Consider the following 26670-nt stretch of genomic DNA (forward strand, 5'->3'; position numbering starts at 1 on the left):
GACGCTACTGGTTCTCCGGCGTCTCGGCTTTCAACTCTTCGACCGTCATCTGATCATTGGTATAGATGCAGATCTGCCCGGCGATCTTTAGACTCTTCACCGCGATCTCCCGGGCGCTTAAATCTGTGTTCTCCATCAGAGCCCTCGCGCTTGCCAGCGCAAAGCTGCCACCCGACCCGATTGTCGCGATCCCCTCATCGGGGTCGATCACGTCACCAGTACCGGAGATCAAAAAAGTCTGCTTCGGATCCGCCACAATCAACAGCGCTTCCAGCTGACGCAGCATCTTATCCGTGCGCCAGTCCTTCGCCAGCTCCACCGCCGCTCGTCCCAGGTTGCCGGCATACTGCTCCAGCTTTGCTTCAAAACGCGCAAACAGCGAGAACGCATCCGCAGTCGATCCCGCAAATCCCGCCAGCACTTTGTCCTGATAGAGGCGGCGGATCTTCTTCGCCGTCCCCTTCATAATCGTCGCGCCAAGCGACACCTGCCCATCGGCAGCCATCACCACCGAGTCGCCGCGACGCACACAGATCACTGTAGTAGAACGAATTCGCCGCCCTTCGCCCAGATCCAACGGATGGGCAAGACCGGAGGGCAGAGTGGAGACTTTTTTAACAACAACAGACCTGGTGCTGGAAGAGGAGAGAGGCTTCATGGGCAACCTTCAGTATATCTTCAAACCCTCAATCCTCTATAACGTCGATCTCCCTCCATTGCACGCCTGCCAAACTCAACCGAATGCGATCCTTAATCAAAGCCTGAATCAACGGCAGGCCGCGTTCTTCGCGTTAGGAAACGCCAGGAACGTGATGCTCGCAGGGGCAAGCTGAACCGCTCCCGCGGCCTGCGCCTGCCCTTCAAGCGAAGGAAGATCGCCGTCGGAACTCACCTTCAGCTCCGCCCCGTTCAACTCCACCTTGTTATCCATAAGGTCCTTCGCCGTCAACGTGTAGCGCATCCCCTTCACAGGCACATCCAACGCCTGAGGTGTCGTACGATCCGCATTGATCGCCAGCAACGCCACGCCTCCTGGTTGTTTCCTCAGGCAATGCGCGTACAGATGCAGATTCGGAGAAGGGGAAGCGCCAGCGTCGAGCACAGTCGTTCCCATCATCTTCCTCCACAATAGAGTCGACCAGTAGTTCGGCCGGGGAATTAGTGTCGTCTCATCCACCAGCGCATAATCGCTCGCTGCCAGCGTGTTATGCATCACCACCTGCACGCCCCGCTTTGCCAAACTTCCAAGTTGGTTCAGATACCGAAAGCTGTCAATAAAGTCCGACGCCCAAGGATTGCCTCCGCACGCTGTCTCTCCGGTCTCGGTCAACCACATCGGCTTCCCCGGCGCGAACCGATCGCGCAGCTTCGCATAGAAATCCTCATCCCGATTCGTTCGCGACAGCCAATCATCCGTCAGCGCAGCCTCCGGTGTTGTCTGCGCCGCCGGACCCATCATCTTGCATCGCTGCGACACGCCCCCGTAGAAGTGATACGAGAACGCATCCACCCCGGGCCCGGACGCAGCCATCATGTCCTCGGTCTTAATCAGGGAATCCGGGGGCAGGCCCACTGCGAGCCCTATCTCCCCCACCGATCCCGGACCGAGAATCGTCATCTCCGGCGCAGCTTCTTTCACAAAGCCACGAAACACTTTGAAGTCTCTTCCATACGCCGCCGCGTTATATCCCTTCGGCGCGCCGCCCATCCCTGCAAAGGTGGGTTCATTGAACATCTCTGCTGCCGCGATACTGCCTCCAACCGACTTCGTATACGAAAGCACCTTCTTCGCCTCTACCGGAGTCCACACTCCCTCCGCATCTCGCACGCCAGGACTTATCGCGAACGACGTAACGATCTTCGCATCCACGGCCTTTGAAAAATCGACGACACCCTTCCACTCCGGTCGCGTCAGCACGCTGTTGAAACCCGTTGGCGGAGTCACCGGCGCAGCATCATCCGAATCATGGAAGTAAGTCGTGTTCTCCCAGGTCCCGCTCACCCTTACATAAGACGGCGCCAACCCCGCGGCAAGCTTGCGCAGCCGCGGGTTCGCAAGGTTGATCGGCTCCCTGTACCGAAATGCCGACGGATCCATCCCTGCAGGCGCCGAGTTCTTCGCGCTTGCCGGCACCTCTTGGTCAGCGGTGCCTTGCTTTTTATACGGTGCCCAGAAGCGACCGCCTGTTACCTCAACCATCTCGATGTTGAACGATTGAAAGCGCTCGTCGACCGTGCCGGTCTTCGGCATCTTCGCAGGCGAAATCGCAACCGGTGTCTGAGCGAAGGCATTCAGCGGCAAGCCGAGCGCGATCAACAGAACTCCCTGCAGGGAGGTAAACCATGTATTTTTAGCCATTTTTGATCATCCGCATTATTTAGTTCGAAGTTCGCCGTAATACTACTCCACCCTGCCCACAAAGGGGAACCTGCAATTCCATTTTTTTTCTGGGGGTCGAATCCGCATCGCAATCCCCCAAAAGAACGTTACTGAGACAGCACCTTCCCCTCACGACCGCCTCGGCATGGTCTATGCTTTTGGGCAGAGACTGTGTTTTCGCTGATTCCAACTCACCTGCCGCTTGCCCTCCGTTCGCCGCGAGTCCTCATCGCCATTGGAGCAACGACTGCGGCAGCAATAGGCGTCGCCAGTTACGCCCTTACCCGTCGCAGGCCCTCTGCCGAAGAGATAGAGCGAGAGCGTCGAGAGCTGCTGGCGCGAGTTGGACGCATCACCGATGGAACCATCATGGACACCATGGTTGCGGAGGTTCGTCAGCCCGCTTTGGACCTTGCAGACGATCCTGAGCCGGTCCGTCCGGGTCCTCTGACACCAGACATGATCGTCTATGTCTACCGCATCGCCGGCGTAACCTACGAGTGCGCGCAGGACGTCACCATGCTCGCCGACCTGGTCCATGGCATTCGCACCGACCTTCCCATTCAGGTACGCTACGCCCCGCAAAACCCTGCGAACAGCATCGTCGTAGCGGAAACATGGAGCGGCCTGCGGCTAGGCACCTACCCCAATCAAACCGAAGTTGAGCGCCGCGATGCGATCTAGTCGGCCAGTCCCGCCAGATTGCCGCTGCAAAGCGCCTTCATCCTCTTTGTAATAAGTCCTCGGGTTTCGAAGCGGATAAGGAATAAACGCTGAGAAGTCGCACCGGTGTGGTTCGTTTGATTGAACCCGGACCGCGCGCAGACTACACTTGTTGTTATGCACATGGTTGCCAGCCCGAACAGCAAGATGCAGCGCGTTCTGCAGCTTTCCATGGTGCTCACGCTGGCATACGTCGGGGCGACTTTCTACTTCGGGCTGCGCGCACACTCCCTGGCCCTTATCTCTGAGGCCGGACACAACGTCAGTGACCTGCTTGCCATCGTGTTGTCCTTCGTAGCCGTTTATTTTCAAGCACGTCCCGCAACCGACCAGAAGACCTTCGGGTACCAGCGAGCGGGCGTTTTGGCCGCCTTCGTCAACGCCGCAACCCTCATCGTGCTCTCTATCTGGATCGCCTTCGCTGCCATCCATCGTTTCAGCGTGCCGGTCGAGGTGCAGCCCAAACTGATGATGTATGTGGCCGCGGCGGGCGTGCTAATGAACGGCACTATCGCAACCCTGCTTTGGAAGTTTTCAGGCGACGTCAACATTCGTAGCGTCTTCCTGCACATGCTTGGCGACACGCTTTCCACCGCCGCAGTGATCGCCGGAGGCGCAGCCATCTTCTTCACCCACATGTCGTGGATCGATCCGGTGCTCTCTATCCTGATTGCCGGAATGATCCTCTGGAGTTCGATCGGCATCATTCGCGAGACCCTGAACATCCTGCTTGAAGGCACGCCGCGTAATCTCGAGCTCGGCGAGATTCGTCAGGCCATGGCCTCGGTTGACGGCGTCCTCAACGTTCACGACCTCCATGTCTGGAGCCTCGGCTCACAGTCGCACGCACTCGCTAGTCACGTCACCATCGCCGAGATGCCTATGTCCGAGTGCAGCAGCATCCTCGCAGACATCAAGTGCGCCCTGCGCGACCGTTTTCACATCACTCACACGACCATCCAGTTCGAGATCACCGGCTGCGAAACCACGCATGGTTGCGCTGCGCCTCCCGAACTCGAGGCAATCGGTGCCCACAGTCACGGGCATGACCATCACGGCCACGCTCACTGATTAGTCCTCCCGGACGGGGCCGCTGCGCGCGGCGCGGTCACTTCGTGACTTCTATACCTTGTAATGGCGGTCCTCCAGTTGGTCGGAAGGAAGTTAGATCCGACCAACGGGAGGACCAATGCAGTCTGTCACCCCAAACCGGTACACCCGCCACGAAGTGGCCGCCCCGTGCGTAGCGGGCCCGTCCGGCCGGACAGCCCCTCTTCTAAAGCAGCGTAGCGTCGAGCGTAATCGTCGCCGCCTTCAGCACCTTCGACACCGGGCATCCAACCTCGGCATTGTGCGCAAGCTCATCGAATTTAGCCTTATCAATCCCAGGAATCTTCGCCTTCGTGGTCAGGTGAATCTTGGTGATCGTTGGCGCGCCATGAACATCGAGCGTTAGCACCGCAGTCGTCTCAATGGTATCGGGAGTAAAGCCCGCCTCCGTAAGCTGTCCGCTAAGCGCCATCGTGAAGCAGCCAGCGTGCGCCGCCGCAATCAGCTCTTCGGGATTAGTCCCCACACCGTCGGCAAACCGCGTCTTGAAGCTGTACTGCGTGTCCTTCAACGTGCCGCTCTGCGTGGAAATGGTGCCGGTGCCGTCCATAATCTTGCCGTGCCAAACTGCGCTGCCAGTGCGATCCATCTTGTTTCTCCTTTTGTTCTTAATTGGTACCTTTCAACAGTACCTTCTTCGATGCGCGGCTTGAACCAAAGGACCTTGAAAAAATCCCGCATGCGATAGCATTTCGAGATGTCCTCAACCCCAGCGCCCGCCCCCGCCGATCACGCAGCAAAAACCTGCCAGATCTCCTCGCTCGCGCCCGAACACCACTCCCGTTTCTGCCCCACCTGCTCTTCTCGGCTCGAAGACAGCCGCTGCAAGCTCGTCTGCCGAACCTGCGGCTACTTCCTCAGCTGCGCCGACTTCTACTAGTCCGCAGATTCTTCCCGCGCCGTCCACCCCACGCGACCCTATCTCGTTCCCTGGCTAGCCTTCCGCGCCGCTTCGAACTCATCCTTCGGCTTCCACTGAATGATCGTCGGCGCGCTCAAAGCCTCCCAGCCCAGCTCCATGCCAAAGCGATCGAGTTTCGCGTTCCCGCTGAAGTCCCAGTCCTCATGAAAGTTGTCGCTGAAGTTGTGATAGTCATGTGCGGTGAAATCTTCATGCTGTTTATGTCCCCAGGCCGCATCATGCCCTTCATAAAGATTTCCCGTCTCAATCGAGAACGCCGGAATCCCCACCCGCGACAGACTGAAGTGATCCGACCGATAGTAGCTCCCCGCCGAAGGCTTCGGGTCTGGCACAATCTCCAGATTGAACCTCTTCGCCGTAGCCTCGACCGTCGGGAAGAACGTAGTCCTCTGCGCTCCATTCACATTCGTCTCCAGCGGCACACCGATCGGCAAAATCATGTCGTAATTAATATCCAGCGCAATCTGCCCCACAGGAATCGGCGGATGCTGCCCCAGATACTCCGACCCCAGCAGCCCCTGCTCCTCCGCCGTCACCGAAGCGAAGATCAGCGAGTGCGGCAACTTCACGCCCGACTGCGCCCAAGCCCGCGCCATCTCCAGCAGCATCCCGCAGCCCGTGCCATTATCCGCCGCGCCGTTGTAGATATTGTCCCCAGCCATCCCCGGCACAAATCCCAGATGATCGTAGTGAGCCGTATACATCACCGCCTGGTCTTTGCCGCCAGCATTCGCCCCAGGCAAAATCCCCACCACATTCGGCGACTGAAACGGCCGCACCGTGCTCTCCACATGCGCCTTCAGCTTCACCGGAAGCTCCACCGCCTTAAAGCCGCGCTTCCCCGCCGCAACGATCTCCGCATCCGCATCCAGCCCACTCGCCGCAAAGATCTTCTTTGCCACATCCAGCTGTATCCAGCTAGCCGCCTCCAGCTGCGGATTCTTATCGTCCCTCAAATAAGTCTTCTCACTCGTATTCGAGTTCTTCACCACATCCCAGCCGTAGCTCGCCAGGTCGGTGCGATGAATAATCAGCGCGCCCACCGCGCCCCTCCGCGCCGCCTCTTCAAACTTGTACGTCCAGCGCCCGTAGTAAGTCAGTGCATCGCCGCCAAAGAAGTTCGGATCCGTCGAAGGCGGATCTCCCACAATGCACAGAATCACCTTCCCCTTCACATCCACGCCCGCATAGTCATCCCACTGAAACTCCGGAGCAATCGCGCCATAACCAACAAACACAATCGGCGCATCGATATCCACGCTCGGCGTCAGCATCCGATTGCTCACCGTATAGTCGTCCGCATACTTCAGGTCGATCGAGTAAAGATCAATCGAATTGCCCGCAGGCTTCGCAGGAATCAGCGACATCGTCGTCTTCTCAGGAATCGCCTTCATCCCAACAAAGTTGATCTGCTGCAGATACGTTCCATTATCCCCGCCCGGCTTCAGCCCATACAGCGCGAACTGCGTCGCAATATACTTCGCTGCAATCTCGCTCCCCCGCAATCCCGGCCCGCGTCCCTCCAGCAGATCGTCCGAAAGGAAGCGCACCTGCGCGCGAATCTTTTCGCCGTCAATGGATGCCTCCGCTGCCTTCACGGCAGGCGGAATCGACTGAGCAATCAGAGCTGTGGAGAGAGAAATAACGAAGGCTGCAACACGGACGGCCGAGCGAATCTGGATCACGTTCCTACTCCTGGCGTAAGTCTTCTAAGACTTCCTGTAAGACTTTACGGATGCGTCCAGTCTAATCGCAACTTAGCGCAGCCTTCGCCTCCATCGCAGAGTTCCGCTCCCGACCGAACGGAGCACGCTGACTTTGATATGTTTATTCGCATGGTGATGAAGCGTTTTAGCGTGGCTCTGGCACTTCTGCTCACAGTCTCCGCAACAGCACAGGACAAAGCGCTAGCTCCTACACCACCCATGGGATGGAACAGTTGGGACGCCTACGGCCCCACTGTGAACGAGGCCCAGTTTCGCGCCAACATGGTCGTTCTTGCAGCGCAGCTCAAGGAGTTCGGCTGGGAGTACGTCGTCATCGATGAAGGCTGGTATCTGCAGAACCCCGAAAACATGTCCATGCCGCAGGCTCTGCACTACACCGTCAACCTCCGCGGCCAGTACGAGCCCGCTCCCAACCGCTTCCCCTCTTCCGCCACCGGCAGCGGCTTCAAACCACTCAGCGATGCCGTCCACGACGACGGCCTCAGGTTCGGAATCCACATGCTCCGGGGCATCCCTAAAAAGACTGTCTTCGCCAACACCTACATCGGCGCCACGAAATATCGCGCCAGCATGGCGGCTGACACCACCGACACCTGCTCCTGGAACCCGGACAACTTCGGCGTCAAAGCCAACCTCGCCGGACAAGCCTGGTACGACGCCTTGATGAAGCAGTACGCCTCCTGGGGCGTCGACTTCCTAAAGGTGGACTGCATCGCGCACCCCTACAAGAGTGCCGAGATTCGCATGATTCGCAAAGCCATTGAGCGATCTGGCCGCCCCATCGTGCTCAGCCTCTCGCCCGGGCCCACGCCAATCGAGCACGCCGGCGAAGTGGCAAAGAACGCGCAGATGTGGCGCATCTCGAGCGACGTCTGGGATCACTGGGATAAGGACCCCGACGCCACGTGGTCGCAGGGCGTAAAGGATCAGTTTTCTATCCTCGCGAAGTGGGCCGATCAGGCAAAGCCAGGAAGCTGGCCCGATGCGGATATGCTCCCCCTCGGCCAGCTCCGTCCCAACCCCGGCGAAGGCAAACCACGCAACTCAAGGCTCACTGAAGATGAGCAGCGTACCATGATCACCCTCTGGGCCATCGCGCGAGCACCCCTCTTCGTTGGAGGCAATCTCACCGAGATGGACGATGCTCTCAAGTCGCTTCTCACCAATCAGGCCGTCATCGAGATGGACCACGACTCCACCGCCAGCGAAATGAATACAGAGGACGGTCCCCTCGTCACCTGGACCTCGCGCTCCATTCGCGGAGACAAGCAGTACCTCGCCATCTTCAACGTCAGCGACGCGCCCGTCCACGTCGCGAAGACCTTCGCCGAGTACGGCTACATCGACAAGGCCCAGTACAAGGTCCGCGACCTCTGGCAGAGACAAGAGCTAGGCCTCCTCAACTCCTTCCAGGTCGATCTCCCTCCGCACGGCTCAGCCGTCTACTCCCTCCACGACTAACCTCATCATCTCGACCACCCCAAACACTCGTCATCTCGACCGAAGCGACGGACAGCTTTAGCGTCCGTCGCGCAGTGGAGAGCCCCCCGCATTTGCTGTTGTCCTCATCCCCGCGTCGCACCCAAAGCCCCGGACGGAACAGCCGGGTGCCGGGTGCCCCATCCATCGCGCACTTGCGATGGGTGGGAAGGTATAACTCATCCCAGCCGGCTCTTGCCGTTGTTTGTTTTTGCAAGCCTATGAGAAGAGATAAAGGAGAAGCGTGAAAATGACTATAGAAGCGCAAATCTTAGACGCAGAAGATCGCCTTAGAATCGCTATGCTTTGTGCCGATGTTGTAGTCCTAAGCGAGCTGTTGGCCCCTGAACTGATCTTTACGAACCATCTTGGTCAGCTACAAGGAAGGGAGAGTGATCTAGCCGCCTATCGTTCCGGCGTGCTCAAAATCGAACAATTAGTCCCTTCAGAGCAACATATCTTGGTAGCTCATGAGGTAGGCATTGTCTCAGTGCGTGTTCAATTGACAGGTACATACAATGGGACTCCGGCCAACGGGTCCTTTCGCTTCACTCGTGTTTGGTCACTCTCCCCCGATAGATCGTGGCACGTTGTAGCCGCTCATTCTGGCTTAGTGGTCTGATCCGCTGAAACTGCCGGGTGCCCATCCATCGCGCACTTTGCGATGGGTGGGAAGGTATAAGTCATCCCAGCCCACACTCTCACCGTTGTTTGTTTCCCTCTCCACCGGCACCCAAAAACGATAACGTTTGCGTCCGAAACAGTCTTCGCTGCACCATCGCCGCTCAAGCGGAACCTCTCAAAAGCAAGTCCAAGGTCGATCTCACTCACACGATTCTCTTCACGATCTAACAGATCGCCAAACCCGCCAGCGTAATCACGATCAGCGCAAGCGGCACATAGTAAGGCGAGCCCACGCGAAACATCCCAAATGCATTCGCTCCCTCCGACGGCAGCACCAGCAGGAATATCAGCAACTTCAAGAGCGCTCTATCTGCCGCTCCCAATCTGCTGGCAAGCACCACCACACTCACGCCGATCCCAACCAGCGCTCCACCCAATGCACGCAGCAGCTCCCGAACCAATTTTGAGCTACGAGGATCTCCTGCGCACACAACCGCCAGATTCGCAGGCAAGCGAGGAACAACGACGTCGTACAAACCGCCAAGAGCAATCAGGCTCCCGGCTCCTTCCAGAACGGCTTGTCCGATCGTTAGCATAGCTGCGAAACCTCTCGGACCGAACATCCCAAAAGCATATCCAGGGGCTCCCAGTTGCTTCCGGCCGCCCTTCGCCTTAGTATCGCCCTCAGGGCATGGCGAAGATAGACCTCAATCAAGCAAGATCCACCGAAGCGGAACGTCTGGTCTCTGCCGGCAAAGCCGACGACGATGACGCCTTCGAGCTCAAGCTGCGCCCAACCCGCCTCGCCGAGTTCATCGGTCAGGAAAAGGCCAAAGAACAGCTCGCCATCGCACTCGAAGCGGCAAAGTCACGCGGCGAAGCCCTCGACCACGTCCTCCTCTTCGGCCCTCCCGGCCTCGGCAAGACCACGCTGGCGACCATCATCGCGAACGAGCTGGGCGTCGGCTACCAGCAGACCTCCGGGCCCGCGCTGCAGATTCAAGGCGACCTCACCGCCATCCTCACCAACCTGCGCGAGAAGCAGGTCCTCTTCCTCGACGAGATCCACCGCCTCCAGCCCGTCCTCGAAGAAAAGCTCTACACCGCCCTCGAAGACTACAAACTCGACATCATCATTGGCCAGGGCCCGGCCGCTCGCACCCACGTGATGGAAATCCGGCCCTTCACCTTCGTCGCCGCCACCACGCGCCCCGGCCTGCTCTCCTCGCCGCTGCGCAGCCGCTTTGGCATCCTTCTCCGCCTCGAGTTCTACACCGACGATCAGCTCCGCTTCGTAGTCGAGCGCTCCGCGGAGGTCCTCGGCGTTCCCATCGACCAGGACGGCGCCGCCGAGATTGCGATGCGTTCCCGAGGCACCCCGCGTATCGCCAACCGACTCCTACGCCGCGTCCGCGACTACGCCCAAGTACGAGCTAAGGGCATCATCGACCGGCCCACAGCGCAGGCCGCCTTGTCCCTGCTCGAGGTAGACGCCCACGGCTTCGACGAACTCGACCGCCGCCTCCTCCGCACCATCATCGAGAAGTACGATGGCGGCCCCGTAGGCCTCAACACGCTAGCCGCAGCGTTAGCCGAGGAGCAGGACGCCCTTGAAGAGGTCTACGAGCCCTTCCTCATCCAAATTGGCTTCCTGGACCGCACCCCCCGCGGTCGGGTAGCGACGCGCCTGGCCTACGAGCACCTCGGCATAGAGATGCCCCGCAAACTAAGCCTCTTCTAGACCCGACCAACGGGAGGACCCAGGCGCTCCACTCACCAAGACCGGTACACGAGTCACGAAGTGACCGCTCTCCGCGCAGGAGGCCCGTCCGGGCAGGACACATCTTCTGGAGCCGTCTGTTGCCCAAAAAATAAAGTTGAAAAACGTGGCGTATTTTTCGTCGCAAAAATTTGTGGTGTTTCCAGCCACACATTCACCACGATCTACACCACGTTTACCATGCCAAAACACCACGTTACGCAACCACAATTTGCGAAAAACCCCTGCAAAACACCACAACCACCGCGCCAGAAAAAAACCCTGCAACAGAACACCAAATTATTGCCGCAAAGCAGCCGGGACGAACTCCGAACTCAGCATCTTTGGCGATTCGGTCAGGTAGTAGGTGGGGATCTTCGGAAACTGCTCCTCGACCAGAATCAGCGTGCGAAAATCAAAGCTCTGCACCTCCGCCCTCGACTCCATGTGGTTACGCACAATCGTCCCGCACAGCGTATTGACAAAGGTTTGCGGGTCTACTGTGTGATTGCTGGCCGGTTCGGCATGGGAGTTGGCCAATAGCGGGTTCGGCCCAACGGGATCATTGGGCAGAGGCAGGATCTTCGTCTCAAGGTTGAAACGAACTCTCTCCGCGTTAGCCGCGCGCGCAGCCGCGTCCGGATGCGACTTGCCCGCTCCGCTGCGATAGTAGGCGGCGTAGAAGCGTGTAAACCGGAAGAGTTGCTCGGCGTGTGTTGGGACATAGGGGCTGATGAGATGCTCCTGTGCCGCGAAGGCTACAGCGACGGGCGAGAGCGCGAGATCGTTCTTCTGGTCGGGGAACTGCGGATGCAGCTTGTCGCAGATGAACGTGCTCTGCGCCTCGGCAAGCGAGATATCGCGAGTGTAGACGCGGTTTTCGAGGGTGTAAGGAGTACCGTCCACCCGACGGCACGACTCCGGGCTGAGGAACTGATCGTGCCAGATGAGCGAGACGTGATCCGTCGTAACGCCAGTGTCGGTCTCGAGCGTTGTACTCAGATGATCAAGGCCGTCCTCAAAAGAGGGGAGCGTGTTTTCAGGGCGCAGGCCGCGGCCTCCACGATGGGCCGACACGTCGAAGCTTTTGAAGTAAGCGGCTTCGTCGGGGTGAGCTGCGGCCTCCTCCTTCACGACTTGTTGAAGAAGGTCGGGTCGGTCGGAGATGATGCCGTCGACGCGGAGGTCGATGAGAGAGCGCATCTTGGCAGGGTCGTTGGTGGTCCAGGGGATGACCTTGAAGCCGGCTTTGTGGAGTTGGGCGACGTCGACGGAGGGGTTTGGGCCGATGAGGGTAGCGTCGACGGACGAGAGGACGGGCGTCTGCGCGCCGTGGGCCTTCGCGTGGGCATTGGCAGCGGTCATGAGGGCGAGGAAGGGATTTTGCATGGGAGCCTGCTGGGCGGTGAGGGTTCCGGTGGTGAGGAGGGCCGTGATCAGGATTCGTGTTCGGATGGAAGCTAACATAACCGATGATGATAGCGGGTTGAGGTTGCTCCGGTGTGAATGCGAATGGGTTGGAGAATCACGGTTCGTGGTCCCACGACGACCAGCTTATGAGATGGATGGTCCATGGGCCGGACCGAGTTCGTAGTATCCACAGGTGGCTGCCGAGGAGTTGTCGCGGAGTGGAGTCTTCTGCGGAGGAGAGGGTGGTTTTGTAGTTCGCGGTCAGGTAAGAGATGTCGCTGGAACCTCGAATGCGACGATCGGTGATCTCGATGGAGTGGATTTTTGTGGTTCCGGTCGCTATCTTCGCTGCGACTGCGGCGCGTCCGAGCACGGGCTCGGCGTCAGGCGGCCACAGTTCGATGTCGTCGGCGCACAATGCGATCAATTTGTGAGCTTCTCCGGCGACTTCGTGAGCGATCCAGTCTGAATGGATCCGCACGATCTCTTGAATGGCGTCGCTTGTGAGTTCGCCCATATACCGAACAAGGGATAGCAGATGCAGCTCTAACCGTGCAAGGCGTTACTTGCCTTCGCCACGATCTTCATCGCTCATGTCGCTCTGTTGCAGCGCTGCCTTTGCTGCGGCCTGTGCTGTGGCCTCCATCCAACCTTGCAGGATGACGACTGCGGCGACCTGATCGATGACGTACTTGCGCTCGCGGCGGCCGTGCCCTGCTTCGTTGAGGATCTCGTGTGCTGCGACCGAGCTGAGGCGTTCATCCCAGAGCTGCACGGGAAGGCCAGAGCGCTTATGCAATTCGTCGGCGAACTCATGCACCTTCGCGGCCCAGGGGCTTACGTCGCCTGACATGTGCAGCGGATTGCCCACCACGATTTTGACTACTTCATGCTTTCGAATTAGGCGTAGCAGGCTGCGCAGATCCTCGCCCCTGGTCTTGCGCCACAGTGTTAGTAGGGGTTGCGCGGTGTAACCGAGTGGGTCGGATAGGGCCACGCCCACACGAATCTTTCCCACGTCCAACGCCATCACGCGGCCGGTCTTCATCCCCTCAGTCTACCGCTGCCTCTCGCCGCAAGACTGTGCGGTTCAGGACTTCTGATTCAGGAGCGCGGAGAGATTGCCGCGGTGGGCTTTCAGTTTTGCTTCGGCGCTGGTGCGGTCGATGGAGAGCTTCTGCATGACGATGGCGGTCTTCACGCTGCCGGCTTCATCGAGGATCTTCGCGGCGGTGGGTTGGTCGATGCCTGTGGTAGCCATGATGATGCGCTGGGCGCGGTCTATGAGTTTTACGTTGCTGGCCTGCATGTTGACCATGAGGTTTCCGTAGACTGCGCCTGTCCTGATCATGACGCCGGTGGAGATCATGTTGAGGACGAGCTTGGTGGCGGTGCCGGCCTTCATGCGGGTGCTGCCAGTGAGGATCTCGGGGCCGGTGATGGGAGCGATGGAGATGTCGGCGTTTGCAGCCATCTGCGAGTCTGGTACGCAGGCGAGGGCGATGGTGAGAGCGCCGAGTTTACGGGCGTGGGCGAGGGCGCCGAGGACGTAGGGGGTGCGTCCGCTGGCGGCGATGCCGAGTACGGTGTCGTTGACGGTGAGTGCGTGAGCGGCGATGTCTGTGGCGCCTTGTTCGGGAGAGTCTTCTGATTGTTCGCTGGACTTGCGGAGGGCGCCGTCGCCGCCGGCGATGATGCCCTGGAAGAGAGTTGGGGGGACGGAGAAGGTTGGGGGACACTCGCTGGCATCGAGGACGCCGAGACGGCCGCTGGTGCCTGCGCCGATGTAGAAAAGGCGGCCGCCGGCGGCGAAGCGTTCGGCAATGGCATCAACGGCGCAGGCGACCTCTGTAAGAACGGCAGCCACGGCGGCGGCGACCTTGGCGTCCTCCTCGTTGATGAGGCGGAGCATGTCCAGGGTGGAGAGTTCGTCGATGTGTTCTGTGAGGGAGTTGCGGGCTTCGGTGGCGAGATGAGCGAGGGTCGACTTAGTTTCCATGCGTTAGCGGTTCACTTTCCTAACTGCAAGTATGCCTCAGTCGCCTGGAGTGCGTTGACGCGGAGGAGAACAGCGGGTTTTTCCACTTCGCAACTCGCAAACTGCGCGAGTGGCTTCGGTCGAAATGAGTTCGCAGTCAGGTCAAGACTGCTAAGGGACGATGACGCAGGAGCCGTTGGCGGTCTCATCTTTGACGGCTATCAAAGCGTCGTTGGCTTTCTCCAGCGGGAAGGTTTGGATCTGCGGCCTAAGGCCGATCTCGGCCGCTAGTTTGAGGAAGTCGGTTGCGTCCTGGCGGGTCATGTTGGCGACGCTGCGTATCTGGCGTTCGCCCCATAAGAGCTTGTCGTAGTCGAAGGCGGGCATCTGGTCGAGGTGGATGGCGTTGATGGCGACTACGCCGCCTTTGCGGAGGCTGGAGAGTGCGCTGACGACGACAGCACCGCTGGGCGCGAAGGTGATGGCGCGATCGAGCTGGACGGGCGGCTTGTCGTTTTCGGTGCCAACCCAGTGTGCACCTGCGGCTGTGGCTTGCTGGCGGTGGGCTTCGCCTCGGGTGGAGACGTAGACCTCGCAGTTCCAGTGGCGCAGGACGTTGATGGCGAGCGAGGCGGAGGAGCCGAAGCCGAAGAGACCGACGCGCTCTCCGGGCTGAGTGCCGGCGACGCGAAGGCTGCGAAAGCCGATGATGCCGGCGCAGAGGAGGGGAGCGACGTGGGTGTCGTCGAGGGCGTTGGGGAGTGGGTAGGTGAAGTCGGAGCGGACGAGGACGTACTCGGCGTAGCCGCCGTTGATGGTGTAGCCGGTGAAGACGGGGTTGTCGCAGAGGTTTTCTTCGCCGCGGAGGCAGAAGGGGCAGGTGCCGTCAGCTCCGCCGATCCAGGAGACGCCGACGCGCATGTCGTTGGGGCGATTTGGTGTGGCGCCGTCGACGACTTTGCCGACGATTTGATGGCCTAGGATAAGCGGCCGATGGAGGAGACAGAGGTCGCCCTCTGCGATATGGAGATCGGTGCGGCAGACTCCGCAGGCGAGAACGCGGAGGAGGAGATGGCCCTCGGCGAGGATGGGGATGGCGACCTCTTCCATGGAAAGAGGCTGACTGGCAGATCGTAGAACGGCGGCTCTCACTGGACACCTTCGCGGATGGACTGGATTAGATTAGGATAGGCGTCGCTGATCCTTGTTGATGCTTGCTGATTTTTGTCGTTCGATGCTGAATTGAGGGCTGGGGTGCCTGGAATCAATTCGCTTCAGCAGGCGTCGGCGGCTTCCATCGAGCCGTCCACGTGGTCTTGGCGCCGGCGGCGTAAAATCTTGCCGAGTATGAAGGAGGGGATATGCCGAGGCGAATGTTTGTGGCTCTGATCGCGGGCTTGTTGATGGCGACCTTTGCGGGTGCGAAGAACAAGGCTGAGAAGAGCTTACCTGACTACATTCTCAGCGCGAAGACTGTTGCCGTGATTATCGATCCTCAAGCAGGAATTGACGTTGACGACCCGCGCGCCAATCAAGTAGCGCAAAAGGACGTTGAGACGGCGCTGTTGAATTGGGGAAGATTTCAGCCAACGATCAGCACTCAGCGCGCGGACCTGATTATCGTGATTCGCAAGGGGCACAAGGGCGTGGTCGACACGACGATCAGCGATCCGCGGCAGAACAACCGAGTGGGAGTGATCGACCCAACGGCGAATGGGGTGTCGGTGGGGGCTCAGCACGGCAGGCAGCCGGAGATGTCCGGGGCAGGCGTTCCTGAGGCGAGTGAGCAGGGAACGCCGCATCCACAGACGGAGATTGGGGGCGTAGGCGATTCGTTCACTGTTTACAACGGCGATACGAATCTTCCTCTGGACAGCCCGGCGGGCTGGAGGTATGTAGCAAAGGATGGGCTTCGTTCGCATAACGTTCCTGCGGTGGATGAGTTTAAGAAGGCCGTGGCTGCGGCTGATAAGGCTGCCGCGGCAAAACATCCGTAGCGAAGATCTGTTTTCTTTCACTTGCGACAAGGCTCTAGCCGCAGGGGACCCATGATCTTTTCAGCCGGCGAAGTTGGAAAGGCGATGTTGTGGCACATCTCCAATTTTGAGGTCGATTACTTTCCTGCGATACAGCGTCGTGTCACTCCGACGATGCCAAGCAGACCTGTACCAAACAGCATCAGCGAGGCGGGTTCGGGTACGGAGGAGATGGTGCCAGCGAAGTCGAGACCTTCGTCGACTCCGGCGACCTGTTTGACATCGAAGGTGAGGTCGTTCATTCCCTGGTCGAATCCAGTAAAGCTGAAGGTGAGCGGCGTAACGCAGTTAGGACCTACGTCAGAGCAATGAGAGTAATCATTGCTTGCGCTCAGGGGACCTGCGGCCTCCAGGATGAGTTTGCCGTTGAGGTAGATCGAAACCGTGTCATCGGCGAGCACGCTGAGAGAGCCAACGTAGTTTGAAGCAGAAGACCCAAGGTTGAACTGCGTGTTGTAGAGGTAATCGCCATTAGGGACGACCAAGCCAGAGGTTGGTCCGGTGAGAGCGTTGAAGGAGACCCAACTTGAGCTGCCCAAGGCTGAATGCCAAACAGAACCTGAAGCGATGTCGAAGGTAGAGGTGGAACCGCTGTTAACGATGGAGGCGGCCGAGTTGTAGGTCGTCGCGGTGTTGGCTACATCGGGTGCGGAAGAAGATCCGGAGTAACTGGCCAGTGACAGCGTGTCAGCATGAGCGGCGAAAAAGGTCCCGAAGACAAGGGCAACCAGGGCAGTGAGATACTTACGATTTTTTTTCAAGAAGCTTCTCCAATGGGCCTAAATACAAGCGGTTACGGGTTACTTAAGTGCAGGTTGATGGCCATCGAAAGGCTCTAGTCGTCACTGAGTAGTCGTTTGAATCGCCGTGGTTACCTTTTGAAGAGGGAAGGTTGCTCGGTGCGATGTGCAAATAATTGCAGAAAAAGGGAATTGATTTGCTCTTAAAGAATTGTCGTAAGTCGGCATCTATCAGCACTTACCGTTTACGGACAAAAGGCTGTCCGCATCGGATTGGTGCTTAGGCAAAAATGGGCGAAATGCTGGATAGGTCGTAAAATGGAGAGATATAAGAAAAAACTGATTGGGGCAAATGGTAATGGGGACGCAAGAAGTACTGGCTGGACAGGTAGATGCTGCGGCGAAGGTAGCCGGACTGGTAGTGGTTTCGAGTGCGATTGGACAGGATTTTTCCGGTAATCCGACGACGCGGTTCTTGCTAGCGCTGGTTGCGGATAAGGCGAAGACGCAGGTGCCGACGCATAGCGAGCTTCCTGGCACCTCCGCTCCGATGACGAAGACGCAGGTGCTGGAGCTGAGCGATAAATTCGACTTCAGCCGTGCCGATATGTTGGCCGAAATTGGGGTTTATCTGGCAGAGGCTGCGAAGCGGTTGAAGAATCCGAGGCCGGATTGCTACCTGACGCTGCATGGGCTGCCGCTGAGCTTCGAGAAGTTTACGTGGCCGTTCCATGAGTCGACCTCGGGCGCGGATACGTTCCTGGTGCATGGCGAGGTTCGGCTGCAGGATGGTGAGGAGAATCCGCTTCACGCAAAGGTTGCGGCGTCGATGACGGTGACGTTTGCGGAGATCGTGAAGGCTCCGGAGCAGCCGTTTGCCGAGGGATTTATCTACAACGCAGTGCGGAAGACGATGGATCAGGGGCAGCTGGAGCTGGTGAAGAGCGGCAATCGGCAGCCTGTTCCGGTGACGACGCGGTTCTACAGCCCGTGGAAGAAGCGCTTCAACTTCAACGACACGACGGATGGGCAGCGGCAGGAGTATCTGGCGGCGAAGGTGTTCTGGTTGTCGGGAGTGCTGGGCGGCGGACAGCCGGTTTGGCTGCTGGATCCTCGGGATGCGCAGTATCTGAACTCGACCGTTGAGGAGCTGAAAAAGACGGCAGCGGCATTGGCGGGTGAGGGGCTGATTCATCTTGCATCGGATACTGAATATGCGACGCCGACCGAGGCTCTGATGGGGCATCGTGCGCAGTATCAGGCGGAACTGGTGCATGCGCTGGCGTTCATCAAGCCCACGTTCAATGAAGAGATGCGCGGCGGCCACACAAATATGTAGTGTTCACAGGGCTGAGGCAGCATCCGAGCGTGAATTTGCCAGTAATTACTGGGTTATGGTAAGTTCCCTCTGGCCTCCAGGTGCATCTATTGACCTGGAAGGAAAGAGGAAACACGATGAAGCGAACTCGAATTGCAACACCACTGATCGCAGTGGCACTTATGAGCGGTGCAACATTTTTCGCACACGCCCAGACGAACCAGGCACCCACGACAGAGAGCCGGAGTTGGAATACGCCTCCTCCGGGCACGGAGCAGGCGCAGTCAGCCTACCGCGACGGGGTTGAAGCAGCCCAGCTGGACATGACGGCGAAGCGGAAGATCGACGCGAAGGCGTCTCACCTGTATGTTCACCCACCGGTGAAGGGTGCGGCTCGCGATGAGTACCGCTCGAACTTTACCGCTGGGTATGAAGCTGCGGTGAAGCACAGCACTGGCGCGTAGTTACGGCGCAGCGATTAAATTCCGATGTTGAGAAAGAGAGGGCTCCTGATGGAGCCCTTTTCCTTGCGCTGGGATCGTGGGTTGGGTCGTGTCGATGGGTTTAGGTCGCGGCCTGTGTGGTCTGGTGATTGTGGGTGATTGTGGCTCCGCAGTGGGGGCAGAAGGATGCGGAAGGGTCGATGGGGCTGCTGCAGTCGGGACAGTGCGAGGTTGCAGGTGCCGGTTCGCTGTGGGGGGTCGAACTGGCGAGGATCTGGTTGGAGATGTAGAGCGCCAGAGCAGCGTTGTACTGGCGGACTCGGCCTGGCATGAAGAAGCATTCGATAATGCCGAGAATTGCGGGGATGCCGGTCCAGAAGAAGATGAGATAGATGATGCCGGCAGTGTTTCGGCGGAGGTAAAAGTGGTGAATACCGAAGTCGCCGAGGAAGAGCGCGAGGAGAAAGCCGACAACCTCGTCCTTGTGGGCGCGTTCGTACTCGGCGTAAAACCAGGCGCGCTGCTGGTCGGTCATGCTGGCGGTGTAGAGGGGGTCGGTGATCTGCATGATTTTGCTCCTCTTGATGACTTCGAGGAGAGGTACGCTGCGACAGGCATGATGGTTCCCAATCCAGGGAGGGACCGGGCAGAGTTCGACGTCTGATTAGGGCTGCACAGTTGCAATTTACATAGGGTTTTATGCGGCGTAGAGTTGCAGCAAATCATGATGTGCGAATCAACGGCGCGACGCGTTCGTGACTCTGATCTAAAGAAAGCAGGATGTTGTTATGCAGCCGGTTCACAACGGATAGTGCGGACTTTGCAATCACTTTGGCGAGCATCACGCGAAGAGTTCGGTGTTTGGTCACTATACTTAGCAGCAAAAAAGCAGATGCGGACCTGCTGGATGAGTGCGGTCATCCGAAGCATGCGGCGCTGCACCTGAAGGTTTCACCCATCAGCGATGCGATGGATTTGTACCGGCTGCAGAGGCCTAAATCTGCATTGAAAGTGACCGGCTGGGCATCAGACTCGGCTGTGTCGCGTTACGTTCGAACAGAGCTTTCTCACCGGCGGTTCATTCCGAGCAGACTTAAAAAGAAGCTGCCGAAGATGGCTTCTACCCCCAACATGAAGCAGGTTGCCGACGGTAAGGTGAGGCGAAGCATGCGCTGGGCGGAGAGATTTCCGAATCCGGCGCTATGCCATATATGAATGGCGTAGCCGAGGATTCCGAGGCCGACCAACAGGAGAGCACTTCCGAAGAGCAGGCCAACTTCGAGATTGATGTAGTTGAAGATGCGCTCGAACTTTGGATTGGGCGGCAGGAAGCCCTCCTGCGTGCCGAAGACGCGTGCGCTGACGGCGAAGACGGAGATGTGGGCTCCAATGAGGACGAGGCCGAGCGCGTAGGTGAGGGTGTCGACGTCGAAGGTCCATCGGCCGACGGTTTGGGGGCCTGGGATGAGCCAGAGCGAAAGGATGATGCCGACGAAGAAGGTGACGACGCCGGGGATCAGGAAGAGCCAGCGGGGACTGAACAGAAGGAGGAAGCGCAGATGACGCCAGCCGTCGCGCCATGAGCGAAGGTGGGGCGGGCGGCTGCGGCCATCGGGCGAGAGGGTAGTGGGCACCTCGGTCATCCGAAGGCCGGCGAGGGAGGATTTCACGACCATCTCTGAGGCGAACTCCATGCCGGTGGTGCGGAGGTTGAGCGCGAGGATGGGGTCGCGGCGGAAGGCACGGAGTCCGCAGTGGAAGTCGCGGACGGGAATGCCGAAGAAGATGCGGCCGATGGAAGAGAGAACCGGATTGCCGAGATAACGGTGGAGCGGTGGCATGGCGCCGGGCTCGATGGTGCCGGAGAAGCGATTGCCCATAACGAGGTCGTAGCCTTCGTCGAGTTTTGGGAGGAAGCGGGGAAGATGTTCGAAGTGATAGCTGGCGTCGGCGTCGGCCATCAAGATGTATTTGCCGCGCGCGGCCTCGATACCGGCGATGAGGGCTGCCCCATAGCCACGGACGGGGACGTTGACGACGCGAGCGCCTTCATCGGTGGCGATCTTTTGCGAACCATCGGTGCTGCCGTTGTCGGCGACGACGACTTCGCCGGCGACGTTGTTGTCGCGGAGAGCGGCGACCGCCTGGCGAACGCAGAAAGCGAGCGTCTCTGCTTCGTTGAGGCATGGCATAAGGATGGTTACGGTCAGATCGCTCATTGTTTGCATGCTACCAAAGTGATGGTGTGGGACTTGCGGCGTCAGGGCTGAATCCCTTCCGTGGAAGTCGTCGCAGGAAGGTTGAGGGGGAGAGCGTAAAAGGGGGAGCTGTCCAGTTCGTGCCAGCCCGCAGAGATAGGGTTGGTGCCGGTCATCAGGCCGGGGGTGAAGTAACCGACGAGGACCTTGTCTCCTTGACGGCGTACGACATCGAAGGCCTCGGCGCGGTTGGGCATGGCGGCGAAGGAGGGATAGAGAGGAGTGTTGGGCTCGTAGATCTCGGTGAGGACGCGGACGCCAGCCAGACGAGCCCAGTAGGGATCATAGAGGCAGGCTATGGTTCCGATGCAGGCAACGGTGTCGCCAGGGCCTAGGCCGAGGTCGTTGAGTGCGTGGGCGGCTCCGAAGATGCTTGGGTTGTACCAGCCGACCGGCAACCCGGCAAAGGGAAGTTCACGGCGGAGTTCTCCGACGGTTCGGGCGGACTCTGCCACGGCCAGCAGGGCGAGGAGAACGACGGCGGCTGAAACTGCGGTGCGGGCGGCAACGGTTTGAACGGACGGGGGTAGACGGAGCGACGCGAAGAGCGGTAGCAGGATGGCGAGGAGGCCGACGGTGATGTAGCGGTCTTCGATGTTCACCATGCCGTAGATGCCTAAGATGCCGAGGCCGAGGAGCATCGGCGCGAGCCAGAAGGCGTTGGCAGCAGGTTGCCAGTCGCGCTGAAGTCGCGCGCCCAGAAGGAACGTGACAATGAGGAGAATCCAGGCCTCGGGGTGGTTCGCGATGTAACGAATGATACGGACCATGCACTGGCCGATGACGACGACTTCGAGACGCGGATTCATGTGCGCCTTGACCTGATCGTTCCAGTAGGAGTTGTCGAACCAGTCAGGATAGGTGCCGTAGGGTAGTTCTTTGTAACTGAAGATGGCGGGCGCTTGCAGAAGCTGCTTCTCGGGATGTTTAAGATGTACCTCGGAGGCGCCGAAGAGCGAGGTCTGGTTGCGCTGGAGGTGCATCTTTTCTGTGCCGCTGATGAACCAGGCGTAGTTAAGGCTGCCAGAGTCGCCGAAGTCGAAGCGGCCTTTTTGTTTGGAGAGCGCGGCGATGAAGGGACCGGCGACGAGAGAGAAGCAGATGAGAGCGAGTGCGGCGGAGGCGGCGATGCGGGCGGTAGCGTGTCGTTGCCAGAAGGCACGGAAGAGGATCAGTGCCAGGATGCAGAGGAGAGTGAAGAGGAAGGCGAAGGATTTGGTGAGGTAGGCGAGGCCGAGCGAGATGCCCATTAGTGCGGCGTAACGGAGGTGGCTGGTAGCGAGGTGCTTCAGGAGTGCTGCTACACCTAAGAGGAGGAAGGCCTGGAGGAGCGCGTCGGGGCGGACCTTGCCCATGCTGAGTTCGCGCTGGGTGGAGATGACGAGGAGGGCGACGCCGAGGTAGCGGAGGGTGTAGCGGTCAAGGAGGAAGGATGCCGCGGTTGATGTAGCTGCTTTGCGGAGGTCGCGGAGCTGGATGAGCGAGTCGGTGAAGGCGACGATGGCCAACATCTCCAACAGGAAGATGGCGAAGTTGACCATGTAGTAGGCGTGGAGTTCGGTGTAGCGGGTGGAGTGGAAGAGGGTGTGGCCGAGGGCAAGGAAGGCGGGATAGAGGGGGTTCCAGTAGCCGTTGATGACGGCGTGCCAGTTGTGAGCGCGGATGAGGTCGCCGATATCCATGTAGGAGACTGCGTCGCCGTCGATCTGGTAGGGATCGTAGAGAGCGTAGCCGAAGGTGACGAGGGCGGCGAGGAAGCAGTAGATGGGCCAGAGACGACGCAGCCAATAGGGGAGACGGTTGGGCTCCGACGAGGGGAGTGTCATGCGGGGGCGGGGTCCTCCGTGTTGCTGATCGATCTTTCTTATCATCTCAGAAGAAAAGAAAGAACCTGTAAATCTTTTGTCCTGCCGGAAGTGCCCGCTCCGCGCGGGGCGGGCACTTCGTGACTTATATACTCCTTCGGTTGGCCCTCCCGCTGGTCGAGAGATGGCGTTTGTTTGCTGCAAAGGAAAGGCGCCAGCTTTCGTTGGCGCCCGTCGTCCGTGTTGAATTGTGATGAATGGAGTTACATGTCCTTGACGCCGTCGACGAAGGCCTTCAGCTTGCGGCTGCGGCTGGGGTGACGGAGCTTGCGGAGTGCCTTTGCCTCTATCTGGCGGATGCGCTCGCGGGTGACCTGGAAGGACTGGCCGACCTCTTCGAGGGTGTGCTCGGAGCCGTCTTCGAGGCCGAAGCGCATCTTGATCACACGCTCTTCGCGGGGGGTCAGGGTGCGGAGGACCTGCGAGGTGTATTCCTTGAGGTTGACGCTGATGACGGCGTCAGCCGGGGAGACGGCCATGCGGTCTTCAATAAAGTCTCCGAGGTGCGAGTCTTCCTCTTCTCCGATGGGGGTCTCGAGGGAGATGGGCTCCTGGGCGATCTTGAGGACCTTGCGGACCTTCGCGACCGGGATGTCCATGCGGCGGGCTATTTCTTCTGAGGAGGCTTCGCGGCCAAGCTCCTGCACCAGCTGACGCGATGTGCGGATGAGCTTATTGATGGTCTCGATCATGTGCACCGGGATACGGATGGTGCGGGCCTGGTCCGCGATGGCGCGGGTGATGGCCTGACGGATCCACCAGGTGGCGTAGGTCGAGAATTTGTAACCGCGACGGTACTCGAACTTGTCGACGGCCTTCATGAGGCCAATGTTGCCCTCCTGGATGAGGTCGAGGAACTGGAGGCCGCGGTTGGTGTACTTCTTGGCGATGGAGACGACGAGGCGAAGGTTGGCCTCGATGAGCTCGCGCTTGGCGCGCTCCGCGTCCATGTCGCCCTGGATCATCTCGCGCTGGGTGCGCTTGAGGTCGACCAGCGAGATACCGGCGTCAGCTTCGACGCGTTCGAGATCGGTGCGGCAGTTCTTCTGCTGGCGGCGGTACTCTTTGCGCAGCTCTTCGGACTTCGAGGCTTCGTGCTTGACCTCGAGAGTCTTGATCTGACGCTCCAGGGTGCGCATGGCGTCGACGGTCTTGTTGACCTTGTCGAGCAGGCGTTTCTTCTCGCCGTTGGTGTACTTCAGCTCGCGAACGATGCGATTGATGTAGACGTGCTCGCGGCCGATGAGCCAGCGGGTCTTGCGGGTCTCTTTGGCTTTGGCCTTGGCGTCTTTACCTGCGGGCGCTTCGAGTTTTTCTTCAAGGCCGTGAAGCTTCTTCTGGTGCTTGACGATGACGTCGATGCGGCCGGCGGTTGCGCGAACGCGGGCTTGCAGGATCTCTTCGGTGAGCTCTTCTTCATCGAAGGTAACGACTTCCTTGATGTTGCGGACGCCGCGACGGAGGTCTTCGCCCAGGCCTACGATCTCGCGGATCACGATGGGCGAGCGCGAGATGGCCTTCATGACGCGGAGCTGTCCGCGCTCGATGCGCTTGGCGATCTCGACTTCTCCCTCACGGGTGAGCAGGGGAACGGTTCCCATCTCGCGGAGATACATGCGGACGGGGTCGTTGGTCTTCTCGAGGGTTCCGGGCGAGAGGTCGAGTTCTACGTCGTCGGACTCTTCGCCGGCTTCCGGTTCGTATTTGTCGCGGCCACTGGCGCGCTCTTCCCCTGAAAGGACGTCGATGCCCTGGGTGTTGATTGTGGTGAGAAGGTCATCGAGATCGTCGGGGGTGGTGATATCGCCTGGGAGGAGGTCGTTGACCTCGCCGTAGGTGAGATATCCCTTTTCTTTCCCTGTGTCGATGAGCTTGTCTATATCGTCTTCGTACTTGTCAATTTCTTCAGCCACGGCTGTGCGCACTCCTGCGAAAGATTCTGATAACTGGGATGCCGCTGGTGTCGATTGTGGTATTCAGGCGGACATGTCCCTTGGTTGTAACGTAATGGGCAGGGAGCAGATTGCGGTTTAGACCGCGTTGGCAAGCCCGATGACCCTAAAGAGAGTCTGGGCATTCGAAGGCACACGTCCCCAGCGAATCACAGGATACCACATAAGTTAGACGCTTTCCGAGGGAAAAAGATTCAGGGCAGCGGCGCGAAGTGATTCGCCTTGGGTGCCATTCTGGTGGCGGGGACAGCGGCGGAGGTGAATATCTTTGCCAGCCGAGCCGTAATCGTGGTGGCAATGGGTACAACGTAAGTGGTAGATGGTCTGGCCGGGGAAGGATTCTGAGGGAAATCCGGTCCGGGAGATGACGATCTGGCCGTGTTTGTTCTTGTATCCGGGGGTAGTGCTCTGGAAGTTGGTCATTTTTGCAGGGTTTCGTGTGTTTGATGAATCGGTGGTTCGCTCGCGATCACCCGCTACTGTAAGCCGATCAGAGCGATTTGCGGGTGTGATTTCAGCTTTCGAAGCCGGGTTTTGAGCGACGGATCCTGGCTAACAGGGATGTAGGGCGGAGGGAGGATGGGTAGTGGAGCATGCTGGCCAGGAAGGCGGGCAGGGTATCGTGGGCGATGCGCAGGCAGGCAGGGACGACGTAAAGATTCATGACGATCTCTGAGATCAGGAGTGAGGCCGCCGCTCCATAAAGCCCGTAGGCTCGCGCCAGGACGTAGCAGAGAACGCAGGCGACGCTGGTGCCAAGGATATAGTAGGTGGCCAGGCGCTGGTGCTGGTTGGTGGAGGTCATCAGCGTGCCGCTGGTGGACCACAACGCGTAGAGGACGACTACGGCGAGAAGGATGCTGAGGAGGGGACGGCTGGGTGGGACGTGGCCACCGGTCCAATGAACCAGAAACCATGGGCCGAAGCTGAGCATGACGATAACCAGGATCAGGGCTACGAGCAGGGCCAGCTGGCAGGCGCGGCGGAGCAGAGTTCGAGTGAGTTCGTAGTTTCCGGCTCCGAAGGCGATCGACATCTCCGGTTCGAAGGTGTTGTTGACCATTTGGACCATCTGCAGGGCTACCCGCGAGACAGTGCGGGCAGTGCTGAAGATAACGACGTCGGTGGGCCCGAGAGCGTATCCGACGGCGAGCAGGCTGCCTTGCAGGCTGAGGGCGTTACCGAGGGGGAATCCCATGTAGGCGAAGGCCGGTCGGGCGAGCTTGCGAATCTCGGCGAAGCTCGCGTGTTGCCACCCATATTCGATCCAGGGGATGTCGCGCCGGACGAGAATGCAGAAGAAGATGGTGATGGCCACGTTAACCGAGGCAAAGACCAACGCTGTCGTGCGTGCGCCTGCGCCCAGTGTGACTGCGGCGATCATGCAGCCAAAGGCGAAGAGGGAGAACATGTTTTTGAGGAAGGTGCCGTAGGGGTAGCGGCCGATGGCTCGGTAAGCAGATTGAAGGAGCTGCTCTAATTGCCCGAGCAGGACGGAGACGCCGAGATAAAAGATGATCCACTTGGTGTCGGCCTCACTCAGCGTGGTGAGCTTGAGGAGGCGGGAGGCGGGAAGATAGTAGAGGGTTCCGGAGAGCAGTACGATCGTCGCTGTGCAGATGATGGCGATGAGCCACCAACAGCTCTGGAAGACGCGGAGAGCGGCAGCACGGTCATCGCGGGCGACCAGCATCGTCATCTCGTTGCCCGCGACAGAGCCGAAGCCCACATTGCTGAAGCTGAGATAGGCGGGGATGGAGTTGACGATCATCCATTCGCCGTAGAGGGGCACGCTCCAGAAGTGGAGGAAGACCGGGATCTGGACGAACTGAATCACGGTAGAGGAGAGTTTCCCTACCCAGTTGGTCAAGAAGCCAAGCATCAGCCTTCGCTTTGTAGAGATGTCCATGCTCATGAGTGAGATTTGCTTCCTAAATATTTTCCCG

The 26670-nt window shown here is 59.2% G+C and carries 26 protein-coding genes; 9 read left to right on the top strand and 17 right to left on the bottom strand.

Annotation, left to right across the window (positions count from 1 at the left end):
* Positions 1-4: 4 nt before the first annotated feature.
* Positions 5-658 (bottom strand): ATP-dependent protease subunit HslV, encoded by a 654-nt coding sequence (hslV, locus tag HDF12_RS02445; protein ID WP_281376766.1) that lies wholly within the window; start codon positions 656-658, stop codon positions 5-7.
* Positions 659-766: 108 nt separating this feature from the next.
* Positions 767-2359, bottom strand: coding sequence for a hypothetical protein (locus HDF12_RS02450; RefSeq protein ID WP_179580957.1), 1593 nt, complete (start codon positions 2357-2359; stop codon positions 767-769).
* A 192-nt stretch (positions 2360-2551) separates the two neighbouring features.
* Here HDF12_RS02450 and HDF12_RS02455 point away from each other — a divergent pair, with 192 nt between their 5' ends.
* Both HDF12_RS02455 and HDF12_RS02460 read left to right on the top strand, forming a co-directional pair.
* Complete coding sequence (locus tag HDF12_RS02455; RefSeq protein ID WP_179580960.1) at positions 2552-3064, top strand: hypothetical protein; 513 nt, start codon at positions 2552-2554, stop codon at positions 3062-3064.
* Between the two features lie 156 nt (positions 3065-3220).
* The gene (locus HDF12_RS02460; RefSeq protein WP_179580963.1) at positions 3221-4174 is read left to right on the top strand and encodes a cation diffusion facilitator family transporter; all 954 of its coding nucleotides are present in this window, start codon (positions 3221-3223) and stop codon (positions 4172-4174) included.
* Positions 4175-4379: 205 nt separating this feature from the next.
* On the opposite strand, the gene HDF12_RS02465 is transcribed toward HDF12_RS02460, so the two are convergent.
* Complete coding sequence (locus HDF12_RS02465; protein WP_179580966.1) at positions 4380-4802, bottom strand: OsmC family protein; 423 nt, start codon at positions 4800-4802, stop codon at positions 4380-4382.
* A gap of 108 nt (positions 4803-4910) precedes the next feature.
* Between HDF12_RS02465 and HDF12_RS02470 the strand changes: the two genes are divergently transcribed.
* A complete protein-coding gene (locus tag HDF12_RS02470) occupies positions 4911-5093 on the top strand; it encodes a hypothetical protein (protein WP_179580969.1) in 183 nt (60 codons plus the stop codon).
* A 38-nt stretch (positions 5094-5131) separates the two neighbouring features.
* Here HDF12_RS02470 and HDF12_RS02475 read toward each other — a convergent pair whose 3' ends face one another.
* Positions 5132-6820, bottom strand: a complete 1689-nt coding sequence (locus HDF12_RS02475; RefSeq protein WP_179580971.1) for a M28 family peptidase — start codon at positions 6818-6820, stop codon at positions 5132-5134.
* A gap of 138 nt (positions 6821-6958) precedes the next feature.
* Between HDF12_RS02475 and HDF12_RS02480 the strand changes: the two genes are divergently transcribed.
* Together HDF12_RS02480 and HDF12_RS22745 are read left to right on the top strand one after the other, a co-directional pair.
* The gene (locus tag HDF12_RS02480; RefSeq protein ID WP_179580974.1) at positions 6959-8323 is read left to right on the top strand and encodes a glycoside hydrolase family 27 protein; all 1365 of its coding nucleotides are present in this window, start codon (positions 6959-6961) and stop codon (positions 8321-8323) included.
* A gap of 268 nt (positions 8324-8591) precedes the next feature.
* Positions 8592-8963: a nuclear transport factor 2 family protein gene (locus HDF12_RS22745; protein WP_218892284.1), complete on the top strand. Its 372-nt coding sequence runs from the start codon at positions 8592-8594 to the stop codon at positions 8961-8963.
* A 226-nt stretch (positions 8964-9189) separates the two neighbouring features.
* On the opposite strand, the gene HDF12_RS02490 is transcribed toward HDF12_RS22745, so the two are convergent.
* Positions 9190-9561 (bottom strand): hypothetical protein, encoded by a 372-nt coding sequence (locus tag HDF12_RS02490; RefSeq protein WP_179580979.1) that lies wholly within the window; start codon positions 9559-9561, stop codon positions 9190-9192.
* A 95-nt stretch (positions 9562-9656) separates the two neighbouring features.
* Between HDF12_RS02490 and ruvB the strand changes: the two genes are divergently transcribed.
* Entirely contained in the window at positions 9657-10706 is a 1050-nt protein-coding gene (gene ruvB, locus HDF12_RS02495; RefSeq protein ID WP_179580982.1) for a Holliday junction branch migration DNA helicase RuvB, read from the top strand.
* Between the two features lie 318 nt (positions 10707-11024).
* Here the strand turns inward: ruvB and HDF12_RS02500 are convergent, their stop codons facing one another.
* The 5 genes from HDF12_RS02500 to HDF12_RS02520 all read right to left on the bottom strand — a co-directional run bounded on the left by HDF12_RS02500 (position 11025) and on the right by HDF12_RS02520 (position 15264).
* Positions 11025-12191, bottom strand: coding sequence for a glycerophosphodiester phosphodiesterase family protein (locus HDF12_RS02500; protein ID WP_179580985.1), 1167 nt, complete (start codon positions 12189-12191; stop codon positions 11025-11027).
* A gap of 58 nt (positions 12192-12249) precedes the next feature.
* Positions 12250-12615, bottom strand: a complete 366-nt coding sequence (locus tag HDF12_RS02505; protein ID WP_179580987.1) for a DUF4440 domain-containing protein — start codon at positions 12613-12615, stop codon at positions 12250-12252.
* An 81-nt stretch (positions 12616-12696) separates the two neighbouring features.
* A complete protein-coding gene (gene ruvX, locus HDF12_RS02510; RefSeq protein ID WP_179580989.1) occupies positions 12697-13182 on the bottom strand; it encodes a Holliday junction resolvase RuvX in 486 nt (161 codons plus the stop codon).
* Positions 13183-13224: 42 nt separating this feature from the next.
* Positions 13225-14133, bottom strand: a complete 909-nt coding sequence (murQ, locus tag HDF12_RS02515; RefSeq protein WP_179580991.1) for an N-acetylmuramic acid 6-phosphate etherase — start codon at positions 14131-14133, stop codon at positions 13225-13227.
* 150 nt (positions 14134-14283) lie between these two features.
* Positions 14284-15264, bottom strand: coding sequence for a zinc-dependent alcohol dehydrogenase family protein (locus HDF12_RS02520; RefSeq protein ID WP_373563834.1), 981 nt, complete (start codon positions 15262-15264; stop codon positions 14284-14286).
* Between the two features lie 209 nt (positions 15265-15473).
* On the opposite strand from HDF12_RS02520, the gene HDF12_RS02525 reads away from it, so the two are divergent.
* On the top strand, positions 15474-16109 hold the full coding sequence (locus HDF12_RS02525) for a hypothetical protein (RefSeq protein WP_246373684.1): 636 nt from the start codon (positions 15474-15476) through the stop codon (positions 16107-16109).
* A gap of 116 nt (positions 16110-16225) precedes the next feature.
* Here HDF12_RS02525 and HDF12_RS02530 read toward each other — a convergent pair whose 3' ends face one another.
* Complete coding sequence (locus HDF12_RS02530; protein WP_246373683.1) at positions 16226-16909, bottom strand: PEP-CTERM sorting domain-containing protein; 684 nt, start codon at positions 16907-16909, stop codon at positions 16226-16228.
* A gap of 337 nt (positions 16910-17246) precedes the next feature.
* Here HDF12_RS02530 and HDF12_RS02535 point away from each other — a divergent pair, with 337 nt between their 5' ends.
* Entirely contained in the window at positions 17247-18227 is a 981-nt protein-coding gene (locus HDF12_RS02535; protein WP_306457989.1) for a hypothetical protein, read from the top strand.
* Between the two features lie 116 nt (positions 18228-18343).
* On the top strand, positions 18344-18670 hold the full coding sequence (locus tag HDF12_RS02540; RefSeq protein WP_179580992.1) for a hypothetical protein: 327 nt from the start codon (positions 18344-18346) through the stop codon (positions 18668-18670).
* Between the two features lie 100 nt (positions 18671-18770).
* Here HDF12_RS02540 and HDF12_RS02545 read toward each other — a convergent pair whose 3' ends face one another.
* The 6 genes from HDF12_RS02545 to HDF12_RS02570 form a co-directional block, all read right to left on the bottom strand.
* The gene (locus HDF12_RS02545) at positions 18771-19217 is read right to left on the bottom strand and encodes an NINE protein (protein ID WP_179580993.1); all 447 of its coding nucleotides are present in this window, start codon (positions 19215-19217) and stop codon (positions 18771-18773) included.
* 499 nt (positions 19218-19716) lie between these two features.
* Positions 19717-20868: a glycosyltransferase family 2 protein gene (locus HDF12_RS02550; RefSeq protein ID WP_218892285.1), complete on the bottom strand. Its 1152-nt coding sequence runs from the start codon at positions 20866-20868 to the stop codon at positions 19717-19719.
* A 41-nt stretch (positions 20869-20909) separates the two neighbouring features.
* Complete coding sequence (locus HDF12_RS02555) at positions 20910-22733, bottom strand: glycosyltransferase family protein (RefSeq protein WP_179580995.1); 1824 nt, start codon at positions 22731-22733, stop codon at positions 20910-20912.
* A 242-nt stretch (positions 22734-22975) separates the two neighbouring features.
* On the bottom strand, positions 22976-24685 hold the full coding sequence (gene rpoD / locus HDF12_RS22625) for an RNA polymerase sigma factor RpoD (protein ID WP_179580996.1): 1710 nt from the start codon (positions 24683-24685) through the stop codon (positions 22976-22978).
* Between the two features lie 207 nt (positions 24686-24892).
* Complete coding sequence (locus tag HDF12_RS02565) at positions 24893-25147, bottom strand: hypothetical protein (RefSeq protein WP_179580997.1); 255 nt, start codon at positions 25145-25147, stop codon at positions 24893-24895.
* A gap of 91 nt (positions 25148-25238) precedes the next feature.
* The gene (locus HDF12_RS02570; RefSeq protein ID WP_179580999.1) at positions 25239-26639 is read right to left on the bottom strand and encodes a lipopolysaccharide biosynthesis protein; all 1401 of its coding nucleotides are present in this window, start codon (positions 26637-26639) and stop codon (positions 25239-25241) included.
* Between the last annotated feature and the right edge of the window lie 31 nt (positions 26640-26670).

The organism is Tunturiibacter gelidiferens (genome assembly GCF_013410115.1).
Lineage (GTDB): Bacteria > Acidobacteriota > Terriglobia > Terriglobales > Acidobacteriaceae > Edaphobacter > Edaphobacter gelidiferens.

Excerpts from the sequence above, each read along its gene's own strand:
- HDF12_RS02535 (WP_306457989.1), top strand. The coding sequence starts at position 17,247 with ATGGGGACGCAAGAAGTACTGGCTGGACAGGTAGATGCTGCGGCGAAG.
- HDF12_RS02565 (WP_179580997.1), bottom strand. The coding sequence starts at position 25,147 with ATGACCAACTTCCAGAGCACTACCCCCGGATACAAGAACAAACACGGC.
- HDF12_RS02555 (WP_179580995.1), bottom strand. The coding sequence starts at position 22,733 with ATGACACTCCCCTCGTCGGAGCCCAACCGTCTCCCCTATTGGCTGCGT.
- HDF12_RS02540 (WP_179580992.1), top strand. The coding sequence starts at position 18,344 with ATGAAGCGAACTCGAATTGCAACACCACTGATCGCAGTGGCACTTATG.
- HDF12_RS02570 (WP_179580999.1), bottom strand. The coding sequence starts at position 26,639 with ATGAGCATGGACATCTCTACAAAGCGAAGGCTGATGCTTGGCTTCTTG.
- HDF12_RS02550 (WP_218892285.1), bottom strand. The coding sequence starts at position 20,868 with ATGAGCGATCTGACCGTAACCATCCTTATGCCATGCCTCAACGAAGCA.
- HDF12_RS02500 (WP_179580985.1), bottom strand. The coding sequence starts at position 12,191 with ATGTTAGCTTCCATCCGAACACGAATCCTGATCACGGCCCTCCTCACC.
- HDF12_RS02450 (WP_179580957.1), bottom strand. The coding sequence starts at position 2,359 with ATGGCTAAAAATACATGGTTTACCTCCCTGCAGGGAGTTCTGTTGATC.
- HDF12_RS02490 (WP_179580979.1), bottom strand. The coding sequence starts at position 9,561 with ATGCTAACGATCGGACAAGCCGTTCTGGAAGGAGCCGGGAGCCTGATT.
- ruvB (WP_179580982.1), top strand. The coding sequence starts at position 9,657 with ATGGCGAAGATAGACCTCAATCAAGCAAGATCCACCGAAGCGGAACGT.
- hslV (WP_281376766.1), bottom strand. The coding sequence starts at position 658 with ATGAAGCCTCTCTCCTCTTCCAGCACCAGGTCTGTTGTTGTTAAAAAA.
- HDF12_RS02460 (WP_179580963.1), top strand. The coding sequence starts at position 3,221 with ATGCACATGGTTGCCAGCCCGAACAGCAAGATGCAGCGCGTTCTGCAG.
- HDF12_RS02480 (WP_179580974.1), top strand. The coding sequence starts at position 6,959 with ATGTTTATTCGCATGGTGATGAAGCGTTTTAGCGTGGCTCTGGCACTT.
- murQ (WP_179580991.1), bottom strand. The coding sequence starts at position 14,133 with ATGGAAACTAAGTCGACCCTCGCTCATCTCGCCACCGAAGCCCGCAAC.
- HDF12_RS02465 (WP_179580966.1), bottom strand. The coding sequence starts at position 4,802 with ATGGATCGCACTGGCAGCGCAGTTTGGCACGGCAAGATTATGGACGGC.
- HDF12_RS02470 (WP_179580969.1), top strand. The coding sequence starts at position 4,911 with ATGTCCTCAACCCCAGCGCCCGCCCCCGCCGATCACGCAGCAAAAACC.
- HDF12_RS02525 (WP_246373684.1), top strand. The coding sequence starts at position 15,474 with ATGCCGAGGCGAATGTTTGTGGCTCTGATCGCGGGCTTGTTGATGGCG.
- ruvX (WP_179580989.1), bottom strand. The coding sequence starts at position 13,182 with ATGAAGACCGGCCGCGTGATGGCGTTGGACGTGGGAAAGATTCGTGTG.
- HDF12_RS02545 (WP_179580993.1), bottom strand. The coding sequence starts at position 19,217 with ATGCAGATCACCGACCCCCTCTACACCGCCAGCATGACCGACCAGCAG.
- HDF12_RS22745 (WP_218892284.1), top strand. The coding sequence starts at position 8,592 with ATGACTATAGAAGCGCAAATCTTAGACGCAGAAGATCGCCTTAGAATC.